Here is a 19,073-nt window from a genome sequence, read left to right on the forward strand (position 1 = left end):
ATAGGGATAACGATGGCCGGTCATAGTAAATGGGCAAATATAAAACACCGCAAAGCTGCTCAAGATGCTAAACGCGGGAAAATTTTTACAAAATTTATTCGAGAACTTACGGTCGCAGCCAGAGAAGGGGGCTCCGATCCCGATGCGAACCCTCGATTAAGAGCCGCAATTGATAAAGCGCTATCTAATAATATGACTCGGGACACTGTGAATCGGGCGGTACAACGTGGAGCTGGTGAGCTTGATGGACAACAACTGGAAACGGTTATCTATGAAGGTTATGGGCCAGGAGGTACTGCGGTCCTAGTGGAAACGATGACCGATAATCGAAATCGTACTGTATCAAGTGTGAGACATGCTTTTAGTAAGAGTGGTGGGAACTTAGGTACTGACGGAAGTGTTGCATATTTATTCGAGAAAAAAGGTATTATTTGTTTTACGGCAGGCAGCGACGAAGAACGGATTATTGAGGTCGCGTTAGACAGTGGTGCGGAAGATATTCAGAGTCACGATGACGGAAGCATTGACGTAATCACTTCCCCCAATGAGTTTGGGACAGTGAAAGATGCGTTCGATGCGATTGGATTTATCGCAGAAAATGCCGAAGTGACAATGATCGCTTCTGTTCAAGCTGAATTAGATGCGACCACCGCGCCTAAACTATTACGTTTAATTGACATGTTAGAAGACGACGACGATGTTCAAGAGGTTTATCATAATGGGGATATTTCTGATGATGTTGCGGCACAGTTATAAGTTATTGTGAGTATAATTTTAGGCATCGATCCAGGCTCTCGGATTACGGGTTATGGTTTAGTTCAGCAAGTACATGGGAAAATAACTTACTTGGGCAGTGGTTGTATTCGTATTAAAGCGGAGGCATTACCATTACGATTAAAGCAAATTCATGCGGGTGTGAGCGAAATAATTGAACAATTCACTCCTGACGAGTTTGCGATTGAACAAGTATTTATGGCCAAAAATGCCGATTCGGCATTGAAGCTTGGTCAAGCGCGAGGGGCTGCAATTGTTGCAGCAGTTTCTCGTGACATCCCAGTATCGGAATACTCGGCTCGGCAAATCAAGCAAGCCGTAGTGGGTACTGGTGCGGCAGATAAATCACAGGTTCAACATATGGTAACCCAGCTATTAAGTTTGTCGGCTAGCCCTCAAGCCGATGCAGCAGATGCTTTGGCAGTCGCTTTGTGTCATTGTCATACTCGGCAAAGTTTAATTAGTATGGCTGGTAAAGTAACTGGTACTGTTCGGCGCCGTTTACGGTAAGTGATTGATTAAAAAAGCAGCGACCTGCAGTTTTTTTGTTAAAAATACTCCAGGTCGAATTGAAACACGAAAAATTGACCCAATATAGCTGATAGAGTCTATTAGCTAAGGTAAAGAGGACGACATGACCTTAGAGCGTTCAGAACGATTTGAAATTCCTGTATTGCCGCTACGTGATGTAGTGGTATATCCACACATGGTTATTCCACTATTTGTTGGTCGTGAAAAGTCTATTCGTTGCTTAGAAAGCGCGATGAACCAAGACAAACAAGTCTTATTAGTGGCGCAAAAAGATGCAAGTAATGATAATCCACAAGTGGAAGACTTATACACTGTAGGCACGGTGGCTAATATTCTGCAGCTCTTAAAACTGCCTGACGGCACTGTAAAAGTGTTGGTTGAAGGTAGTCAACGGGCTAAGTTAGAAGAAATTATTCAAGAAGACGAGTACTATGTGGCCTCTGCTGAGTATGTTGTCTCTGTGCTGCCTGATGAGAAAGAGCAAGAAGTTATGGTTCGTTCAGCGATTAGCCAATTTGAAGGTTACATCAAGCTGAACAAAAAAATTCCACCTGAAGTATTAACCTCAGTCTCTGGAATTGATGATGCTGCACGTCTAGCGGATACCATGGCTGCGCATATGCCGTTGAAGCTTGAAGATAAGCAATCAGTATTAGAGCTCTCTAGTATCCCCGAGCGACTCGAATATTTGATGGCCATGATGGAGTCAGAGATTGATTTGTTGCAGGTTGAGAAAAAAATTCGAGGCCGTGTTAAGAAGCAAATGGAAAAGAGCCAGCGCGAATATTATTTGAATGAGCAAATGAAGGCGATTCAAAAAGAGCTGGGTGAATCTGAAGATGGTCAAGATGAATTTGAACAGCTTTCTTTGCGGATTGACGAAGCTCGCATGCCCAAGGAAGCCAAAGAAAAAACTTTGGCCGAATTAAATAAGTTGAAAATGATGTCGCCCATGTCAGCTGAAGCGACCGTGGTGCGTGGTTATGTTGATTGGATGCTCAGTGTTCCTTGGGTAAAACGCTCCAAAGTTAAACGTGATTTAGCCAAAGCTGAGGAAGTACTGAATCAAGACCACTATGGTTTAGAAAAAGTTAAAGAGCGCATTTTGGAATACTTGGCGGTGCAAAGCCGAGTGAACAAATTGAAAGGACCCATTTTATGCTTAGTGGGGCCTCCTGGCGTAGGTAAGACCTCCTTAGGCCAATCGATTGCTAAGTCCACCGGGCGTAAGTACGTTCGTATGGCTTTAGGTGGCGTTCGCGATGAAGCCGAAATTCGTGGGCATCGTAGAACTTATATTGGTTCTATGCCGGGTAAGTTGATTCAAAAAATGTCGAAGGTTGCGGTGAAAAACCCACTTTTCTTGTTGGATGAAATCGACAAAATGGCCTCTGATATGCGTGGCGATCCTGCTTCTGCGCTACTCGAAGTTCTCGATCCGGAGCAAAACAATAGTTTTAACGATCACTATCTAGAAGTTGACTACGACCTTTCTGATGTCATGTTTGTGGCAACTTCAAACTCAATGAATATTCCGGGTCCTTTGCTCGATCGAATGGAAGTGATTCGGCTATCGGGTTATACCGAGGATGAAAAGCTTAATATTGCCAAACAGCACCTCATTAGTAAGCAAATTAAGCGCAATGGTTTGAAAGAGCATGAGATCGTCATTGACGATAGTGCCATTATTGGCATTATCCGTTATTACACCCGAGAAGCTGGGGTTCGTAACTTAGAACGCGAGATTTCTAAGTTATGCCGTAAAGCGGTAAAAGAAATTTTGTTGGATAAATCGATCAAGAAAGTCGAAATTAGCCAAAAGAATCTCAGTCAGTATTTAGGTGTGCAACGCTGCGATTATGGTAAAGCCGATGAGAATAACCGTGTGGGTATGGTCACAGGCCTTGCATGGACTGAAGTTGGTGGGGATCTACTTACCATCGAAACCGCCTCTGTTCCGGGTAAAGGCAAGTTAACTTATACCGGTTCCTTGGGTGACGTGATGCAGGAGTCAATTCAAGCTGCGATGACAGTGGTTCGTTCGAGAGCCGATAAATGGCGGATCAATAGTGATTTTTATGAGAAGCGCGATATCCATGTGCATGTTCCTGAAGGTGCAACTCCAAAGGATGGACCAAGTGCGGGTGTCGCAATGTGTACTGCTTTGGTGTCTAGTTTAACGGGAAATCCAGTGAAAGCCGAAGTTGCGATGACTGGCGAAATTACCTTACGCGGAGAAGTATTGCCGATTGGTGGTTTAAAAGAGAAACTGTTGGCAGCTCACCGTGGTGGAATTAAAACGGTGCTTATTCCAAAGGAAAATGAACGAGATCTGGAAGAAATACCACAAAATGTCATTGGAGACTTAAAAATCATCCCAGTGCGCTGGATTGAGCAGGTGTTAGAAGCTGCTTTAGAGCAAAATCCTGAAGCCTTTGAGGTAAAAGCTTGAGTCAATGCAAATAAACGCAATTCAATCGTAAAATAATTCTTGCCAGCCTTGTTTAAGGGCTATAGCCTAAGGCTGGCATATAAGCCGTTATGACAAATTAATAGTATATAAATTAACTAACTGTAGACTGACTAGCCTGGTTCTGAGCCGCAAATAATAGGGAACTTTTCCCGCGGTAAAATGAAAAGGAATAACAACAAGGGGAACCCATTGTGAATAAAGCTCAACTCGTAGACAAAATCGCTGAAGGTGCAGATATTTCTAAGGCCGCTGCCGGTCGTGCTCTTGATTCTTTTATCGAAGCTATTTCTGATTCGTTGAAAGAAGGCGATAATGTTGCCTTAGTAGGTTTTGGTACTTTTCAAGTGAAAGAACGTTCGGCTCGTACTGGCCGTAACCCACAAACCGGTGCAGAAATTCAAATTGCCGCTGCTAACGTACCTTCGTTTAAAGCCGGCAAAGCGTTGAAAGACGCAGTAAACTAATTGTCAGCTGTAGATTGATTTGCGGTCTGTCAAAGGCGCATCCTACGATGCGCTTTTTCATTATTTATGTGGTAAAGAGTAACTAAGCATGTTGGAAAAGCTCCGTGAAGGAAGCCAAGGTCCGGTAGCCAAGATCATCCTCGGTCTGGTCATTTTATCTTTTGCACTGGCTGGTGTTGGTAGTTATATTGCGAGTCCAAGCGAACAATTAGCAGCAACCGTGAATGGCGAATCAATTAGTCGTGCCGAATTTGATAAAGCCTATCAAAATGAACGGGCGCGATTAGAAAATCAATTTGGTGACGCCTTTAATCAATTAGCCGCTGACCCAAGCTATATGGCCCAATTTAGAAATAACGTGTTAGACCGTATGGTGTCAGAACGTTTACTTGATCAAGCCGCTGAACAGTATGGACTCAGAATCAGTGATGCACAGCTTAAGTCGCAAATTCTCAAAATGCCAGAGTTCCAAGTTGACGGGCGTTTTGATAATGACCGCTATTTAGCGGTACTTTCTCGAGCACATTTTCAGCCGAGTCAATTTCGCGATATGATGCGTAATGACTTGACTCGTCAACAGTTGCAAAACGCTTTATTAGGCAGTGAGTTTGCGTTACCGAGTGAAGCAGAGCTACTGGCGAAGTTAAATCAACAAACTCGTGATGTTCGCTATGTGACGATCCCAACTGCAAATTTCGTTGCGGCAGAGAAGCCTTCAAGCGAAGATTTAAAGGCTTATTATCAAGCACATAAAGATAGCTTCAAAACAGAAGAGTCGGTTGATGTTGAGTATATTTTAGTTGATGCTGATGAATTGGCTAAAACTATCGCAGTAAGTCCTGAGGAAATAGATCAATTCTATAAGGCAAATAGTCAAACTTATACTCAGCCAGAAAAGCGTAAAGTTGCCCATATTTTGGTTAATTTTGGTGACGACGAAACCGCTGCGCTAACAAAAGCAGAACAGTTATTAGCCAAACTCAATCAAGGTGAAGATTTTGCGGCCTTAGCTGCAGAGTCATCCGACGATAGCTTTAGTGGTGAAAAAGGCGGTGAGCTTGATTGGTTCGAAAGTGGAGTGATGGACCCAGCATTTGATGAGGCCGCCTTCGCGCTTGCACAGAAAGGCGATGTGAGTCCAATTGTTAAATCCGCTTTTGGTTACCATTTAATTAAGTTGCTTGATGTACAAACTGCACAAGTGAAGCCGCTCGACCAAGTGAGTGAGCAAATCAGCCAACAATTACGACATGAAAAGGCACAAACAGCGTTTTATGAACAAGCGCAAAAAGTGGCTGAGCTGTCTTTTGAAGTTCCTGATTCTTTAGTTGAAGTGGCTAGCGAGACAGGCCTTAAGCTTGAAACGGTTAAGGGTTTAAGTCGTACTAATGCAAATGCAGTTTTAGGGCAAGCGCAGGTGATAAGTAAGCTATTCGACCCAGAATTTATTGCTGAAGGTTTAAATAGTGATGTTATTCAACTGGCGGATAATAGCTCTGTAGTGGTTCGTGTTACTGGGCATTCGGCGGCGACCGTGAAACCTTTCGAAGTCGTTGAATCGCAAATTGCCAGTAATTTAACCCAAACTAGAGCGACTCAAGCAGCCCAAGCATATGCTGACAAGTTGATTGCTGCGCTAAAATCTGGTGAAGGCTTAGATGATTTGCTTTATCAGCAACACTTACAGTTTACGACTAAGAGTCAATTGACTCGGGATAGCCAAGAGTTAGAGCCGCAAGTTATTCGGCATTTATTTATGATGGCTAAGCCGTTAGCGCAGAAAGTTGCCGGGCGAATAAGCACAATGAATGGTGATCAGCTAGTATTACAGCTTACCGCTGTCAATGAGGTGGAAACCGTAGAAAGCACAGAGACTCAACGTTGGTTACAACAGCTGGCCAGCATTAAAACAGAAGCGAGTTACCAAACCTTGATTGACTTATTAAAGAGTAAAGCAGAGATTAAAACTTTGCTGTAAACCTTATGTTGAGTTAACAAGCGAATAGAAGGGCGGTTTCGCCCTTTTTATTTATCGGAGACGTTGGTGAAAAAATCCTTAGTATTAATTTCGGCTTTGGTGGTTATCGCCCTAGGGGTGTTAGCATTTTTGTATTTTTCTTATCCTGAGTTAGTTGGAGCAAAGCGAAGAGTGACGATTAATCCTTTAATCGGAACTTGGGAATCTGAGCAGGCATTTTATGGCAAGAAAGATCGCTTGGTATTTGATCAAATAGGACAGCTAAAGTCTGGGAGTCGGGTCGCCACTCAATACGAAATCAAAGGTGAACGCGTGATCGTCACTTCGGCAGACAAAGTGGTAGAGTATAAAATCGCAAAAGACGGTTTATATCTTGATGCTTATTTACCGAGAGCGGGTCGAGTGAGATATAACAAGGTGAATAAATAACATAAATTGAACTCGGGATAATCAATCGCTTGATGACGTTGGTATTACTCTTTCTATATTCCGAATTCTGTTTAAAGTTAAAGAATAAAGAGCCGCTCAATTGTTGGGCGGCTCTTTTGTAATTAGGCGACTTCAATCACGTTGAAAGGAACCAAGGTATTTACGTCTGCCTCATAGTCAATTCCGGCAATACCAAAACCAAATAGTTTCAAAAACTCGGCTTTATAGTAGTCGTAATCCGTATGTTGACGCAGGTTTTCGGTGGTGATTTGTGGCCATAAATCAACACAAGCTTGTTGAATATCTTCGGCTAACTCCCAATCATCAAGACGTAAGCGATTGCTCTCATCAAGCTCTGGAGCATTGCCGTCTGTACGATAGAGGCGTTGACTAAACATCCGATAGATTTGTTCCATACAGCCTTCATGAACGCCTTTTTGTTTCATGATCTTAAACACCATTGAGATGTAAAGTGGCATCACAGGGATCGCTGAGCTAGCTTGAGTCACGACACTCTTCAGTACCGCAACGTTGGCGCTGCCATCACGTGTGGCTAATTTTTCATTTAAAGATACGGCGGCACGATCTAAATCCATTTTGGCTTTACCCAAAGCGCCATCCCAGTAAATTGGCCAAGTTAATGCGGTGCCAATATAACTATAGGCAACGGTTTTACAGCCTTGGGCGAGTACGCCCGCTTCATCCAGCGCTTTAATCCAAAGCTCCCAGTCTTCGCCACCCATTACCGTGATTGTATCTGCGATCTCTTGTTCTGTCGCAGGCTCAACACTGGTTTCAATAATGGTATCTTTATTGGTATCTACGGCGGTTGCGCTGTAGGTTTCACCAATAGGTTTTAGGCTGGAGCGTATTAGTTCTCCGGTATCTGGGAGCTTCCTTACTGGAGACGCTAAGGAATAAACTACTAAGTCAATTTGTCCTAGATCTTGCTTAATCAAGTCAACAGCTGCCTGCTTGGCTTGATGTGAGAAGGCATCACCATTAATGCTTTTGGCATATAAACCAGCTTCGTGAGCTTTTTGATCGAAGGCCGCAGCATTATACCAACCAGCAGTTCCTGGTTTCTTTTCTGTTGCTGCTTTCTCAAAGAAAACACCAATGGTTGCGGCGCCATTGCCGAAGGCCGCTGCGATACGTGAAGATAAACCATAACCGCTGGATGACCCGACAACCAATACTCTTTTTGGCCCATTTTTTATTGGGCCTTGCTGTTTGGTGTAGTCAATTTGCTCTTGGACATTGGCAGCACAACCAAGCGGATGGGTGGTTGTACAAATAAAACCACGGATCTTAGGTTTGATAATCATATTCGTTCCTTAAAGTCACCCAAAGAGGGGGAAGTAGTTTGTTTCATCACTATTTTTTATGCGCCGATTTTAGCACGTTTGTTTATAAAGTGGCATGGCAGCGGGCTGATCAGAGCAGTTGCCTAAAATATTCTGAAGAAAGGTAGATTTGGTTTATTTAAGGTGCTCTTACTGATTATTACAATGCGTCACGCTGGCTTATTGAGTACCAATTACGCGCGTGTACTATCGTCTATTATTATGACATTTATGACTTTAAACTTTGGGTTGGTAGGTAATAGAATTTCTCAATTTATATACTTTGATTTTACTCATGGCTGCGGGTCGTTTTGCAGCTACGCATACAAAGATATGAGTGGTGGACTTATAGCCGCTATTGGTGAGTTCAAGCAAACTTAAAACGATGGCCGACGATTCATAGGCAAAGGAGTTAAACAGCCGAAGATAATTGCCTTTGAAAAGCGAAAGCCCGTCGCTGATTAGGCGACGGGCTTTAATGTGGTCGGTACGAGAGGATTTGAACCTCCGACCCCTGACACCCCATGACAGTGCGCTACCAAGCTGCGCTACGTACCGATTTGAGCTGTGAATTTACTTAGGTATCGGTCCGCTGTCAATACACGGCCTACTAATTTGTGTTCGATTGCTCAGTGAATAGGCAAATTAGGGCTGTGGCTGATAAAAACGTTTTAAATCGTTCAATACTTGTACCAACATCGGGACTGAAACAGAGGCATTACTGGGCTCTAGTTCCCGATTAAATACCCGATAACTTCCGGATTTATTAAACAAGGTAATTTGATTTTGCTGAACAACGGCTTGTTGTTCCTGGTTGCCAATTAATATCCAATCACGCTTGCGTTTTTTGAAGATATTTTGCCCACTGCTATAGCCATTTGGGTTTGAGTTTACGCCGAGCAAACCTTCTAATAGGGTGGGTGCTAGATCGTTATGACTGGTATCACCATGTTGTAGCGTTGGTGTTTGCTTGGGCCAAGATATAAATAACGGAACTTGCGTTTGATAGCGGCTAAAGTTGCTACCATTGCCCCAGTAGTTGCTGTTGTTATCGCCTAATTCGTTACCATAATCAGAGGTGAAGATGAGTATGGTTTTCTCTAGTTGGCCACTTTGGCTTAGTTGTTCATAAACTTTTGCAAGTTGTTGATCGAGCTGCTGGGCTGCTTGTTGATAGCCGCTACGTAATGAGTCGGGGGTGACGACTTGGATGGCGTCACCGTTACCATTATCAAACGCAGCAACGCCATTTAAATAAAGAAAGTTAAACCAAGGTAATTGGGAGAACTTGCTTTGCTGCCAGATTAACCATTTTTGAATCGCTTGTTTATCGCCTTTCGCCCCGCTTGGCCATTCGGTCATATCGAGGTTTTTAACACCGGCGAAGCTGGTTCCGGCGAGTTCAGGGTGGTTTACTCCACGGCTACTGAAGAGCTCGATTTGGTAGTTATGTGCTTGCAGTGCGGATATGAGTACTGGGCTTTGATGTTGCTTGATAATATTAGACCAATAACTGCTTGGGATGCCATAGAACAAGCTGAATAAGCCTTCTTGTGCTCGATTACCACCGCTATAGTGACTAAAAAACTGACTAGAACGTTTGGCCTGTTTCCAGCTGTTGGGCATTGTTTGTTGATTGAGGGCGTCCCAGCGTAGGCCTTCTACGACAATCAGCATCACATTGTAGTGTTGTGCCGTAGGTGCATATTTCAGTGAAGAAATAGGGTAGCGCAATCCGCCTAGCTTTGCTGTCTCGCGTTTATTGACTTGTTGGTAATATGCATCAACATCGAAAATCCCTTGTTCTTGTAAAAAACTACGAGCCGTGAGTGGGTAGAACAATGGGTAGTTGTTTTTTTGTTGAGTAATCGAGCGATAATCGGTTGCGTCTGCCCAAGCGTGCACCAGATGGGTAAGCAAAAAACAAATAAATAGTAATACTGCGATAGGTACGCCTAAATGGGCATGCTCTAAACGTCGTAAATATTTCCAACAGAGTCGGGCCAGCCATAACTCTAGCAAGAAGATGAACGGTACCGCGACAAATAGTAAGTTAAGGGTGTTTGCTTGGCTATTTTGCTCTTTATCGACTAAGAGTTCCAGTAAGACTGGATTAAGATGAAGATTAAAGGAGGCGAATACCTCGGTATCAACAATCAGTAGACTAACCCCTAAAGTGGCAAAGAGCGCGCCAACAAAACGAAGGGTTCGATTGCTGGGGAATACAAAACTGAGGGGGAATAGGGTCACCAAAAAAAGTACAAAGCCAATAAATGAAAATTGGCCCAACCAACTGATCAGTAAATAACTCTGGCCTAAAAATGTCTCTGGCGCTGCGGCCAACACCAAATAACGTAAGCCTACAATTAATGAAAGAATGATATTAGACAAACAAAACCAATGTCCCCAGCTGATTAACTGTGACACCTTGTCTCGGTACTGCTTTGAGTTATTTACCATTGATTGTTCTTAAGTCCTTCAGGGTAGCCTATGATTCACTGATTGAACTTTTCAGTGCTTTTGAGAAACCTTCGGCAAGAGTCTTCCTTTGCTCTGGAGCAACACGTTGATTAATCAGGCAAGTCGTTGCATTACCTAACACCATTAATGCTAAATCGGTGGTTACATTATGGTTGTTGACTACTTTGAGTACATCATTTAGTAATTGTTCCACTTGCTCTGTGGAATATTTTGAAACTATTGCCATTTCTTCTCTGCAAAATTAACGATAAAGACGCGTATAATACCCCACCTTGTCAGTAAACACTAACAGCAAAAACTATGAGTATTTCATTAAAACATCTTATTTTACATTCATTAGAATTGGCAGCCGACGGCCAAATCGCCTTACAGGCCCGCAGCGAAGAAATGCTGCATAGCGAGCAGGCGCTCAGTCTCATTGAGAGCTTACACTTGAACTTTAGTGGCCGTGCAGCCAAAGGCTTTGGCTACTACCCGCCAGAAAACACCAGTACCTTTAAAGAGAAGCTCGATCTGTTATTGAGTAGCGAGTTGGATTTTCATCGGTTTAGTGTTGATAGCGGCTCAGTACTGGTTGAAGAACTCAAAAAATATGAGTTTATAGAGCAGGGGGTTTTGTTACTGGCTCATTATGAACATGTCGCTGGCGAGTATTTATTAATTATGTTGCTCGAAAATAAAACTTCACCGGCGGTTGATGAAAGTCTAGAGCTGACCGCGAGTCGTTATTTGGAAACCAGTTCAATTCAATTAGCAGCCCGGATCGATATTACCGATATGCAGCGTAACGCTGAATCGAGACGTTATGTTTCTTATGTGAAAGGTCGGGCTGGGCGTAAAATTGCAGATTTTTTTGTTGAGTTTCTTGGTTGTGATGATGGTCTTGATGTGAAGTTGCAAAATACCGTATTGATGCAAGCGGTCGATGATTATTGCCAAGCGACGCAGTTAGATAAAGAAGAGAAACAAGCTTATAAAGCTGAAGTGAAAAGTTATTGTGAGCAGCAGCTTAAAGATGGTGAAGAAATCGTTGTGGGTGAACTTGCTAAGGCCTTACCGACCGACGATGAAAATGTCGATTTTTATCAGTTTGCGGCCGAAAACTATCCTTTGGAAGAGCAGTTTCCAGCAGACCGCAGCACTTTGAAAAAACTTGCTAAGTGTTTTGGTCAAGGGAAAGGCGTTTCTATTAGCTTCGAGCAAAAGCTGTTAGGAGAGCGGGTATTTTATGATGAGGCGAGCGATACTTTGACAATTGTTGGTATCCCGCCTAATTTGAGAGAACAACTTAAAAATAACAATTAAGTCAGTAGCTATGTTTGAAAAGGTTGTCAGTTTCATTGTTGTTGTAAAATTACCACATGCAAAGGTTTTCAAGTGCTAATGTAGTTAATTTTGTTGTTTTATTACCAACTTATTGAGATTGGATTGCCTTTAAGGCCCCGTCTTTCCTTGCTTTTTCGTTATGTAGTATAGTTTCAAAATTGCGAGCTGAGTCATGTGAGTTTCAGTTCTGTTGAGCTAGAATCAAGTTCAGCAAGTTACTCTTGCGACTACAATAATCATAACGACAGTTAAGGAAAGGCTAATGAAAAAGACAATTCTTGCATCTGCTATTGCGGTTGCTTCTTTGGGCATGGTATCGAATGCTTTTGCTGCAATTGAGGAAGGTCAGCTCACTATTTGGATTAATGGTGATAAAGGCTATAACGGCTTAGCAGAAGTAGGCAAACGCTTTGAAGCCGATACCGGCATTAAAGTGAGTGTTGCTCACCCAGACGACGCCCCTGGTAAATTTCAACAGGCTGCTTCAACTGGTTCAGGCCCAGATATCTTCTTATGGCCACATGACCGTTTCGGCGATTGGGTTGATGCCGGTCTATTAGCAGAACTGAAACCGAGCGCTGAGAAAAAAGCGGCTATAGAGGACTTTGCTTGGAATGCGGTCACGATTAATGGCAAAGTTTATGGTTACCCTATCTCGATTGAATCAATTGGTCTTATTTATAATAAAGATTTAGTACCGACTCCCCCAAAAACTTGGGAAGAAATTCCAGCCTTAGATGCTCAGCTACAAAAAGATGGTAAACACGCTATTTTATGGGATTACAACAACACTTATTTTTCATGGCCGATATTGGCAGCCAATGGTGGCTACATCTTCAAATTTGAGAATGGTGCTTACGACGTAAAAGATACCGGTGTAGCGAATGCTGGCGCGAAAATGGGCGCGAAAGTAATTAAAGACCTGATCGATGGCGGTCAAATGCCGAAGGGAGCTGATTACGGGGTGATGGATTCAGCCTTCAATAAAGGCGAAGTGGCGATGATGATTAATGGTCCCTGGGCTTGGGATAACCTCGATAAAAGTGGCATTAATTACGGTGTAACTTACATTCCAACGGTTAATGGACAAAAAGCTAAGCCAATGGTTGGTGTATTGGCTGGTGCAATTAACGCGGCCTCACCCAATGCTGATTTAGCGGTAGAGTTTTTAGAAAACTATTTGATAACCGATGAAGGTTTGAAAACGGTAAACGATGATGTGCCGTTAGGTGCTGTTGCTCTTAAATCATTTATGAAACAGTTAGCGGGTGATCCTCGTATTGCAGCGACCTTTGCGAATGCTGAGGATGGCGAGCCAATGCCTAATGTTGCGGCCATGGGTAAATTTTGGTCGGCGATGGCAACATCTCTCACCAACATTACCAGCGGTCGTCAGCCGATTGATAAAGCATTAGACGCCGCTGCGCGTCGTATAGCGAAATAATACGGTCATATTATTTCGATTAGGGGGAGGGGCTTGGTCTACCCTCCTCTTGTTAATTTCGGTCTAACTCAAAGGTTGTACATAAGATGGGTCATTCTGCGTCTCCAGGTTTTATGCAGGGCAAGTATGCTTGGCTAAAACTGCTACTGGTTTCAGCGATTGTGTTGCTCAACGGCTACGCAATTGTGCTGATGTATGCAGGTGGTGAGTATGCATTTGCATTGCTCACCCTTGTTGTTGTTTCTACTGGTGTGTATGTTTTTGTGAATAAAAAAATGTATGCACATCGCTATATTTTCCCCGGCATTGCCGGCATGGTTGTGTTTATTATTTTCCCTTTGGCCTATACCATTGGTATTGCGTTTACCAATTACAGCGGAACAAATTTGTTATCGTTGGAGCGGGTAGAACAATTACATACACAGAAAATATATATGGCGAAAGGTGGCTCGTTTGGCTTTCAATTGCATCGAGCTGAGGATGGGAAGTATATTCTTGCGCTGAAGCAAGATGAAGTGATGTTTATTACACGTCCCATTGACGCTATTTCTAATGCGGACATTAAGGCTAAAAAGCTTAGTTTGGAAACGTCACGACTTAAATTGAAAGTTGTTGATAGTTTGCCAAATTCTCCCGTAACCCCAATTAAGGACATTATTACTCATCGGCAGTTTTTAGGTAGTTTAATTCTTGTGACTCCGAATGGTGATGAGTTAGTGATGAATGGCTTGCGTAAATTTTCTGCGATGAAGCCTTTATACTCTCGTTTACAAGACGGCGTGGTACTGAAAGATAGTGGTGTTATTCTGCCTGGCCCTTCGATCTTACGGAATAACCAGACGGGTCAACTGATGTTGCCGAATATGGAGACTGGTTATTTTCAGTATATTGATGGTGATGGTGAGTTCGTTGGTGAGCGTTTAGCCCCTGGTTTTACTGTGAAAGTGGGTTGGAAGAATTTTGATCGAGTGATGACCGATAAGGGGATTAAAGAACCTTTTATTGAGATCTTTATTTGGACGGTTATTTTTGCGGCCGCTTCCGTTGCCTTCACTCTTGCGATCGGTATGGTTCTCGCCTGCCTCATTCAATGGGAAGAGCTCAAAGGTCGAGCGATTTATCGCGTGGTGCTCATTCTGCCTTATGCTATCCCTGCATTTATCTCTATCTTGGTGTTTAAAGGTTTATTTAATCAAAACTTTGGGGAAATAAACGGCATTTTGGAATCTTTGTTTGGCATCAAGCCGGATTGGTTCACCGATCCCCTTATGGCCAAGTCGATGATTCTGATCGTGAATACCTGGCTAGGCTACCCATACATGATGATCTTATGTTTAGGGATGCTTAAGTCTATTCCTGAAGATCTTTATGAAGCCTCTGCAATGGATGGTGCAGGCCCTATCAGTAATTTTTTAAATATTACTGTGCCGCTGCTGATGAAACCATTGACGCCTTTGTTAGTCGCTTCATTTGCCTTTAACTTTAATAACTTCGTGTTGATTCAGTTACTCACCAATGGTGGGCCCGATATTATCGGTGCCTCAACCCCAGCGGGTACCACCGATTTACTTGTAAGTTATACCTACCGCATTGCCTTCCAAGGCGATGGTGGACAAGACTATGGACTTGCCAGTGCGATTGCTACCCTGATCTTCTTGGTGGTTGGCGCGTTAGCCTTAGTCAATTTGAAATTAACAAAAGCTGATAAAACGGCATAAGGAGGAGTTGTTATGGCAATGGTTCAAGCTAAGTCTTTGAAGTATAGAAAACTAGCAACTCACGTTAGCTTATGTTTATTTCTATGTTTAATAATTTTTCCATTATTGATGGTCATCACTATTTCTTTCCGTACTGGTAACTTTGCTGTTGGAGAGTTGATTCCGTCAAATCCCACGCTCGATCACTGGCGTTTGGCTTTAGGTATTTCGGTGTTGAATCCGGATGGTTCAACCACGCCACCACCATTTCCGGTACTGATTTGGTTATGGAACTCGATTAAAGTTGCGGGCATTTCAGCATTACTGATTGTAGCCCTATCGACGACCAGTGCTTATGCCTTTGCGCGGATGCGCTTTAAAGGCAAGGCAACCATTTTAAATGGGATGTTGATCTTTCAAATGTTCCCCTCGGTATTGGCCTTGGTCGCGATTTATGCCTTGTTCAATAAGATTGGTGAGTATGTTCCATGGTTAGGTTTAAATACTCACGGTGGTTTGATATTGGCTTATCTTGGGGGGATTGCACTACACGTCTGGACGATTAAAGGTTACTTCGAAACCATCGACCCGGCCTTAGAGGAATCTGCAGCAATTGATGGCGCAACACCTTGGCAGGCATTTAGGTTGGTCTTGTTGCCGCTGTCTGTGCCAATTTTAGCGGTCGTGTTTATCCTTGCATTTATCGGTGTGATTACCGAAGTGCCTATGGCTTCTGTATTGATGCAAGATGTCGATAAGCTCACCCTTGCTGTTGGTGCTCAGCAATACTTATACCCGCAAAACTACTTATGGGGTGATTTCGCCGCAGCGGCAGTATTGTCAGGTTTCCCTATTACCTTGGTATTCCTCATGGCGCAACGATGGTTGGTTGGAGGTTTAACTGCGGGTGGTGTGAAAGGTTAAATTATTTGGGCGTAGTTGCAGGTGTAACGACGCAATACAAAATCGATTGATGAATAAAGCAAAGCGCTTTATTCAGTTTGGAGCTGATAATGGCTGATGTAATTTTAAACAATGTACGTAAAAACTATGATCCGAGTATTCACCAAGACACTTTGCGTGACATTAACTTAGATATCAAAGATGGTGAGTTTGTGGTGTTTGTGGGTCCGTCAGGTTGTGGCAAATCAACTTTATTACGAATGATTGCCGGACTTGAAGATATCACTAGCGGCGAGTTAAAGATTGGCGGCAACTATATGAACGACGTACCGCCAGTAGAACGTAATGTTGGTATGGTGTTCCAGTCTTATGCTTTATACCCACATATGGATTTACGTGAGAATATGTCTTTCGGTCTGAAATTGAAGAAAGTCGATAAGGCGATTATTGAAAAACGTGTCTCTAATGCCTCAGATATCTTGGGCTTAGACCCTTTACTTGACCGTAAACCTAAAGAATTAAGTGGTGGTCAACGCCAACGTGTTGCTATTGGTCGTTGTATTGTCCAACAGCCAGGAGTGTTCCTATTTGATGAGCCTTTGTCAAACTTAGATGCAGCGCTTCGAGTGAAAATGCGCATCGAGATAGCGAAGTTACACAAAGAACTTCAATCTACCATTATTTACGTGACTCATGATCAAGTGGAAGCGATGACGTTAGCGGATAAGATTGTGGTCCTTAGCCCTCTAGAGCCAAATGCGTCCAGTAATTTGGAGCAATATGGTTCGCCATTAGAGCTATATCATAATCCGACCAATAAATTTGTTGCTGGCTTTATTGGTTCACCTAAAATGAATTTTATCGAAGGTAAGCTGATTGAAGTCGGTGAGCAAGAAAGCAAAATAAAATTGGTGACAGGTGACATCATTAGTGCTGCAATTGACACCACCCGAGCTAAAATGGGCGATACGGTTGAGTTAGGTTGTCGTCCCGAGCACTTGGTAGAAGATACCCATGCTCATGCAGAGAACTTCATTACAGGTACGGTTGTAGTTGCCGAGCATTTAGGTTCCGAGTCTTACGTTTATATGGACGTGAAAGGCTTTGATTTCACCTTTAAAGCACGTAGCGAATTTCCATCTAACAATGGTGATGATCTTCGTGTTGGCTTGCCAACTAAAGCATGTTACTTGTTTGATAGTAAAGGCAATGCGTTCCCACGTACTGCTAAGTACAACAAAGACTAGAAGTTGACCAGTAATAGCAAAGCGGCCCTTCGGTCGCTTTTTTTATAAGCGTTTAATTTATAGTCAATCTAACTCATTATCTGTTGATTCTTGCGGGCCTAAATCATCGCTAACTGGCTTACGTATTTTGTAATTAGAGCCACGAGTTACTGCACTTCATGCCTCGTTATCGGCAGGTTTATTCTGCGCAACAAGTTGATCATATCATTAATCAGATTGCTATTATTTGGCTTTATGGGTTGGTTTTATTCTCGCGTTGCATCATTTCCAGTAATGCCATTTGAACAAAATTTTTCTTTTCGGCGTTCTTGGCGTTAAAGGTTAAGCCATAGTGCAGACGTTCAGGTGTTCTTTGCTCTAAGTGTTGATTACAAATACTCGCATCAATACTGATGCTTGGATTATTATCGAGGTTTAGTTGTAATTTAAAAGGCAATGAACTCAAAGGTAATGGGATTGGCTCACAAACAAAACCGCCTCCATTAAGTGATAAATCTTTTAGGACCCCATGAAACGACGTCTGTGCTTGGTGCTGACAAAGTAGTGTGCTAGCTAAGGCAATGGGCATGCGGCTATGCTGACGCAAACTTATTTTTTGGATCCGACGAGGGTAATCCACCACCAACCATCGGCCAACACTACTCATCAGTTTTGATATATTGCCTCGATAAGCAAAAATGGTCGCGTTAGGATCGCCTTGATTAACTAGGCGAATCACAATCGACTGACCTTCTCGAATTTTCTCTTTAGCGGCTTCCCACTGTTGATCTATTCCCCTCGAAAGGATCAAACACATACCAGGTTCAATTCCGATTAAACGACTACGTAAACGCAAGGGTTTTGTGGCCGTCGGAATTTGTAAATGGACCTCGGTTTGACAGGGCAGGGCATTGAATTCAGCTAATAAATCTGGGGAAATCGGTTCCACGGCTGGTTCTGTATATTTTGATAATCTTATAACAATATCATATAAATCGTGTTTGTGTTTTAGTGCTGATGAGAAATGTGTAACAAACGGACTATTAGCGCAGCTTACGGTTATAATTAGCGACCTTGGTTAATATGGAAAGTTCTGATGAAATTGTTTGTAAAAGATTTGACCGTAATCGACTCCACCTACCTGTGCCCAGACCGTGGTTTAGTGGGAGAAAGTTGGTTAGTAGACATAGAATTAGCTGGCGCTTTGAATGATATGGATATGTTGTTAGATTTTGGCCAAGTGAAGAAACTAATCAAGCAACTCATTGATCAGGAAGTCGATCATAAGTTGTTAGTGCCTCAGCGGTCACCTTTATGCAAAACCGAAACCCTTAATGGTTATACTCATATTGATTTTGCGCGGCCAAATGGTGGAAGCATCCAGCTGCGTTGTCCTACTCAAGCGTTTGCGTTTATTGACACTCTAGAAGTGACCAACGATGCTTTGACTACTTATGTACAGCGGATCATTTTACAAAAGCTACCTTCGAATATTCAAGATTTAAAAGTTAAATTACGCCATGAAGCGATCGATGGACCTTATTATCATTATTCTCATGGCTTAAAAAAGCATGACGGTAATTGTCAACGGATCGCTCATGGGCACCGTTCGACTCTCGAAATTATGGTTGACGGTGAGCAAGATTTGGACTTAGCAACAAGTTGGGCGATGAAGTGGCGAAATATATATTTGGCGAGCAAAGCTGACCAAATTGAGCCAAGCAATATAAGCTTTTATCAGGCTCAAAATTGGCAAAAGCACTATGCTTTTGCATATCAATCTCCACAGGGTTTTTTTGAGTTGGTATTACCCCAACATGAGACTGATATTCTTCCCTGCGAGACAACTGTTGAGAACTTGGCCGCTTATATTGCAAGTACTTTGTCTGCCGCGATGCCAGAACACTCTATTGAAGTAATTGCTTATGAAGGAGTTGGGAAAGGCGCTATTTCAGAGGTTCATGGTTCGTCATGGTAAATAAAAAGCGCCTGTTGATAGGC

16 protein-coding genes and 1 tRNA gene are annotated in these 19,073 nt (G+C 42.8%); 12 read left to right on the plus strand and 5 right to left on the minus strand.

Translation table 11 applies throughout. From position 1 onward, the window contains the following. The first annotated feature begins 12 nt into the window (after positions 1 to 12). The 6 genes from ACRRSY_RS09540 (at position 13) to ACRRSY_RS09565 (ending at position 6,649) form a co-directional block, all read left to right on the plus strand. Positions 13 to 756, plus strand: a complete 744-nt coding sequence (locus ACRRSY_RS09540; protein WP_432453444.1) for a YebC/PmpR family DNA-binding transcriptional regulator — start codon at positions 13 to 15, stop codon at positions 754 to 756. Between the two features lie 6 nt (positions 757 to 762). Beyond that, on the plus strand, positions 763 to 1,284 hold the full coding sequence (ruvC, locus tag ACRRSY_RS09545) for a crossover junction endodeoxyribonuclease RuvC (protein ID WP_432453443.1): 522 nt from the start codon (positions 763 to 765) through the stop codon (positions 1,282 to 1,284). Positions 1,285 to 1,408: 124 nt separating this feature from the next. Further along, on the plus strand, positions 1,409 to 3,757 hold the full coding sequence (gene lon / locus ACRRSY_RS09550) for an endopeptidase La (protein ID WP_432453442.1): 2,349 nt from the start codon (positions 1,409 to 1,411) through the stop codon (positions 3,755 to 3,757). A gap of 212 nt (positions 3,758 to 3,969) precedes the next feature. Further along, complete coding sequence (hupB, locus tag ACRRSY_RS09555; protein ID WP_432453441.1) at positions 3,970 to 4,242, plus strand: nucleoid-associated protein HU-beta; 273 nt, start codon at positions 3,970 to 3,972, stop codon at positions 4,240 to 4,242. A gap of 88 nt (positions 4,243 to 4,330) precedes the next feature. Then, a complete protein-coding gene (gene ppiD, locus ACRRSY_RS09560) occupies positions 4,331 to 6,220 on the plus strand; it encodes a peptidylprolyl isomerase (protein ID WP_432453440.1) in 1,890 nt (629 codons plus the stop codon). A gap of 66 nt (positions 6,221 to 6,286) precedes the next feature. Then, on the plus strand, positions 6,287 to 6,649 hold the full coding sequence (locus tag ACRRSY_RS09565) for a hypothetical protein (protein WP_432453439.1): 363 nt from the start codon (positions 6,287 to 6,289) through the stop codon (positions 6,647 to 6,649). A gap of 122 nt (positions 6,650 to 6,771) precedes the next feature. Here the strand turns inward: ACRRSY_RS09565 and fabV are convergent, their stop codons facing one another. The 4 genes from fabV to ACRRSY_RS09585 all read right to left on the minus strand — a co-directional run bounded on the left by fabV (position 6,772) and on the right by ACRRSY_RS09585 (position 10,702). After that, positions 6,772 to 7,977, minus strand: coding sequence for an enoyl-ACP reductase FabV (fabV, locus tag ACRRSY_RS09570; RefSeq protein WP_432453438.1), 1,206 nt, complete (start codon positions 7,975 to 7,977; stop codon positions 6,772 to 6,774). Between the two features lie 499 nt (positions 7,978 to 8,476). Beyond that, a tRNA-Pro gene (locus tag ACRRSY_RS09575) sits at positions 8,477 to 8,553 on the minus strand. Between the two features lie 87 nt (positions 8,554 to 8,640). Next, complete coding sequence (locus ACRRSY_RS09580) at positions 8,641 to 10,455, minus strand: DUF3413 domain-containing protein (RefSeq protein ID WP_432453437.1); 1,815 nt, start codon at positions 10,453 to 10,455, stop codon at positions 8,641 to 8,643. A gap of 28 nt (positions 10,456 to 10,483) precedes the next feature. Next, positions 10,484 to 10,702: a DUF1414 domain-containing protein gene (locus ACRRSY_RS09585; RefSeq protein ID WP_432453436.1), complete on the minus strand. Its 219-nt coding sequence runs from the start codon at positions 10,700 to 10,702 to the stop codon at positions 10,484 to 10,486. Positions 10,703 to 10,776: 74 nt separating this feature from the next. Here ACRRSY_RS09585 and yejK point away from each other — a divergent pair, with 74 nt between their 5' ends. From yejK to ACRRSY_RS09610, 5 genes are all read left to right on the plus strand, one after another. After that, positions 10,777 to 11,781 carry a nucleoid-associated protein YejK gene (gene yejK / locus ACRRSY_RS09590; RefSeq protein WP_432453435.1) on the plus strand — a complete coding sequence of 335 codons (1,005 nt, stop codon included), beginning with the start codon at positions 10,777 to 10,779 and terminating at the stop codon, positions 11,779 to 11,781. 283 nt (positions 11,782 to 12,064) lie between these two features. Continuing rightward, entirely contained in the window at positions 12,065 to 13,246 is a 1,182-nt protein-coding gene (gene malE, locus ACRRSY_RS09595; RefSeq protein WP_432453434.1) for a maltose/maltodextrin ABC transporter substrate-binding protein MalE, read from the plus strand. An 86-nt stretch (positions 13,247 to 13,332) separates the two neighbouring features. Continuing rightward, the gene (malF, locus tag ACRRSY_RS09600) at positions 13,333 to 14,964 is read left to right on the plus strand and encodes a maltose ABC transporter permease MalF (protein ID WP_432453433.1); all 1,632 of its coding nucleotides are present in this window, start codon (positions 13,333 to 13,335) and stop codon (positions 14,962 to 14,964) included. 12 nt (positions 14,965 to 14,976) lie between these two features. Continuing rightward, positions 14,977 to 15,867 (plus strand): maltose ABC transporter permease MalG, encoded by an 891-nt coding sequence (gene malG, locus ACRRSY_RS09605; protein WP_432453432.1) that lies wholly within the window; start codon positions 14,977 to 14,979, stop codon positions 15,865 to 15,867. A gap of 89 nt (positions 15,868 to 15,956) precedes the next feature. Further along, entirely contained in the window at positions 15,957 to 17,093 is a 1,137-nt protein-coding gene (locus ACRRSY_RS09610) for an ABC transporter ATP-binding protein (protein ID WP_432453431.1), read from the plus strand. Between the two features lie 232 nt (positions 17,094 to 17,325). Here ACRRSY_RS09610 and ACRRSY_RS09615 read toward each other — a convergent pair whose 3' ends face one another. After that, on the minus strand, positions 17,326 to 18,021 hold the full coding sequence (locus ACRRSY_RS09615; protein ID WP_432453430.1) for a PilZ domain-containing protein: 696 nt from the start codon (positions 18,019 to 18,021) through the stop codon (positions 17,326 to 17,328). A gap of 147 nt (positions 18,022 to 18,168) precedes the next feature. Between ACRRSY_RS09615 and ACRRSY_RS09620 the strand changes: the two genes are divergently transcribed. After that, positions 18,169 to 19,050 carry a 6-carboxytetrahydropterin synthase gene (locus ACRRSY_RS09620; protein ID WP_432453429.1) on the plus strand — a complete coding sequence of 294 codons (882 nt, stop codon included), beginning with the start codon at positions 18,169 to 18,171 and terminating at the stop codon, positions 19,048 to 19,050. The last annotated feature ends 23 nt before the right edge of the window (positions 19,051 to 19,073 follow it).

This window comes from Agarivorans sp. QJM3NY_33 (genome assembly GCF_050870865.2).
Lineage (GTDB): Bacteria > Pseudomonadota > Gammaproteobacteria > Enterobacterales > Celerinatantimonadaceae > Agarivorans.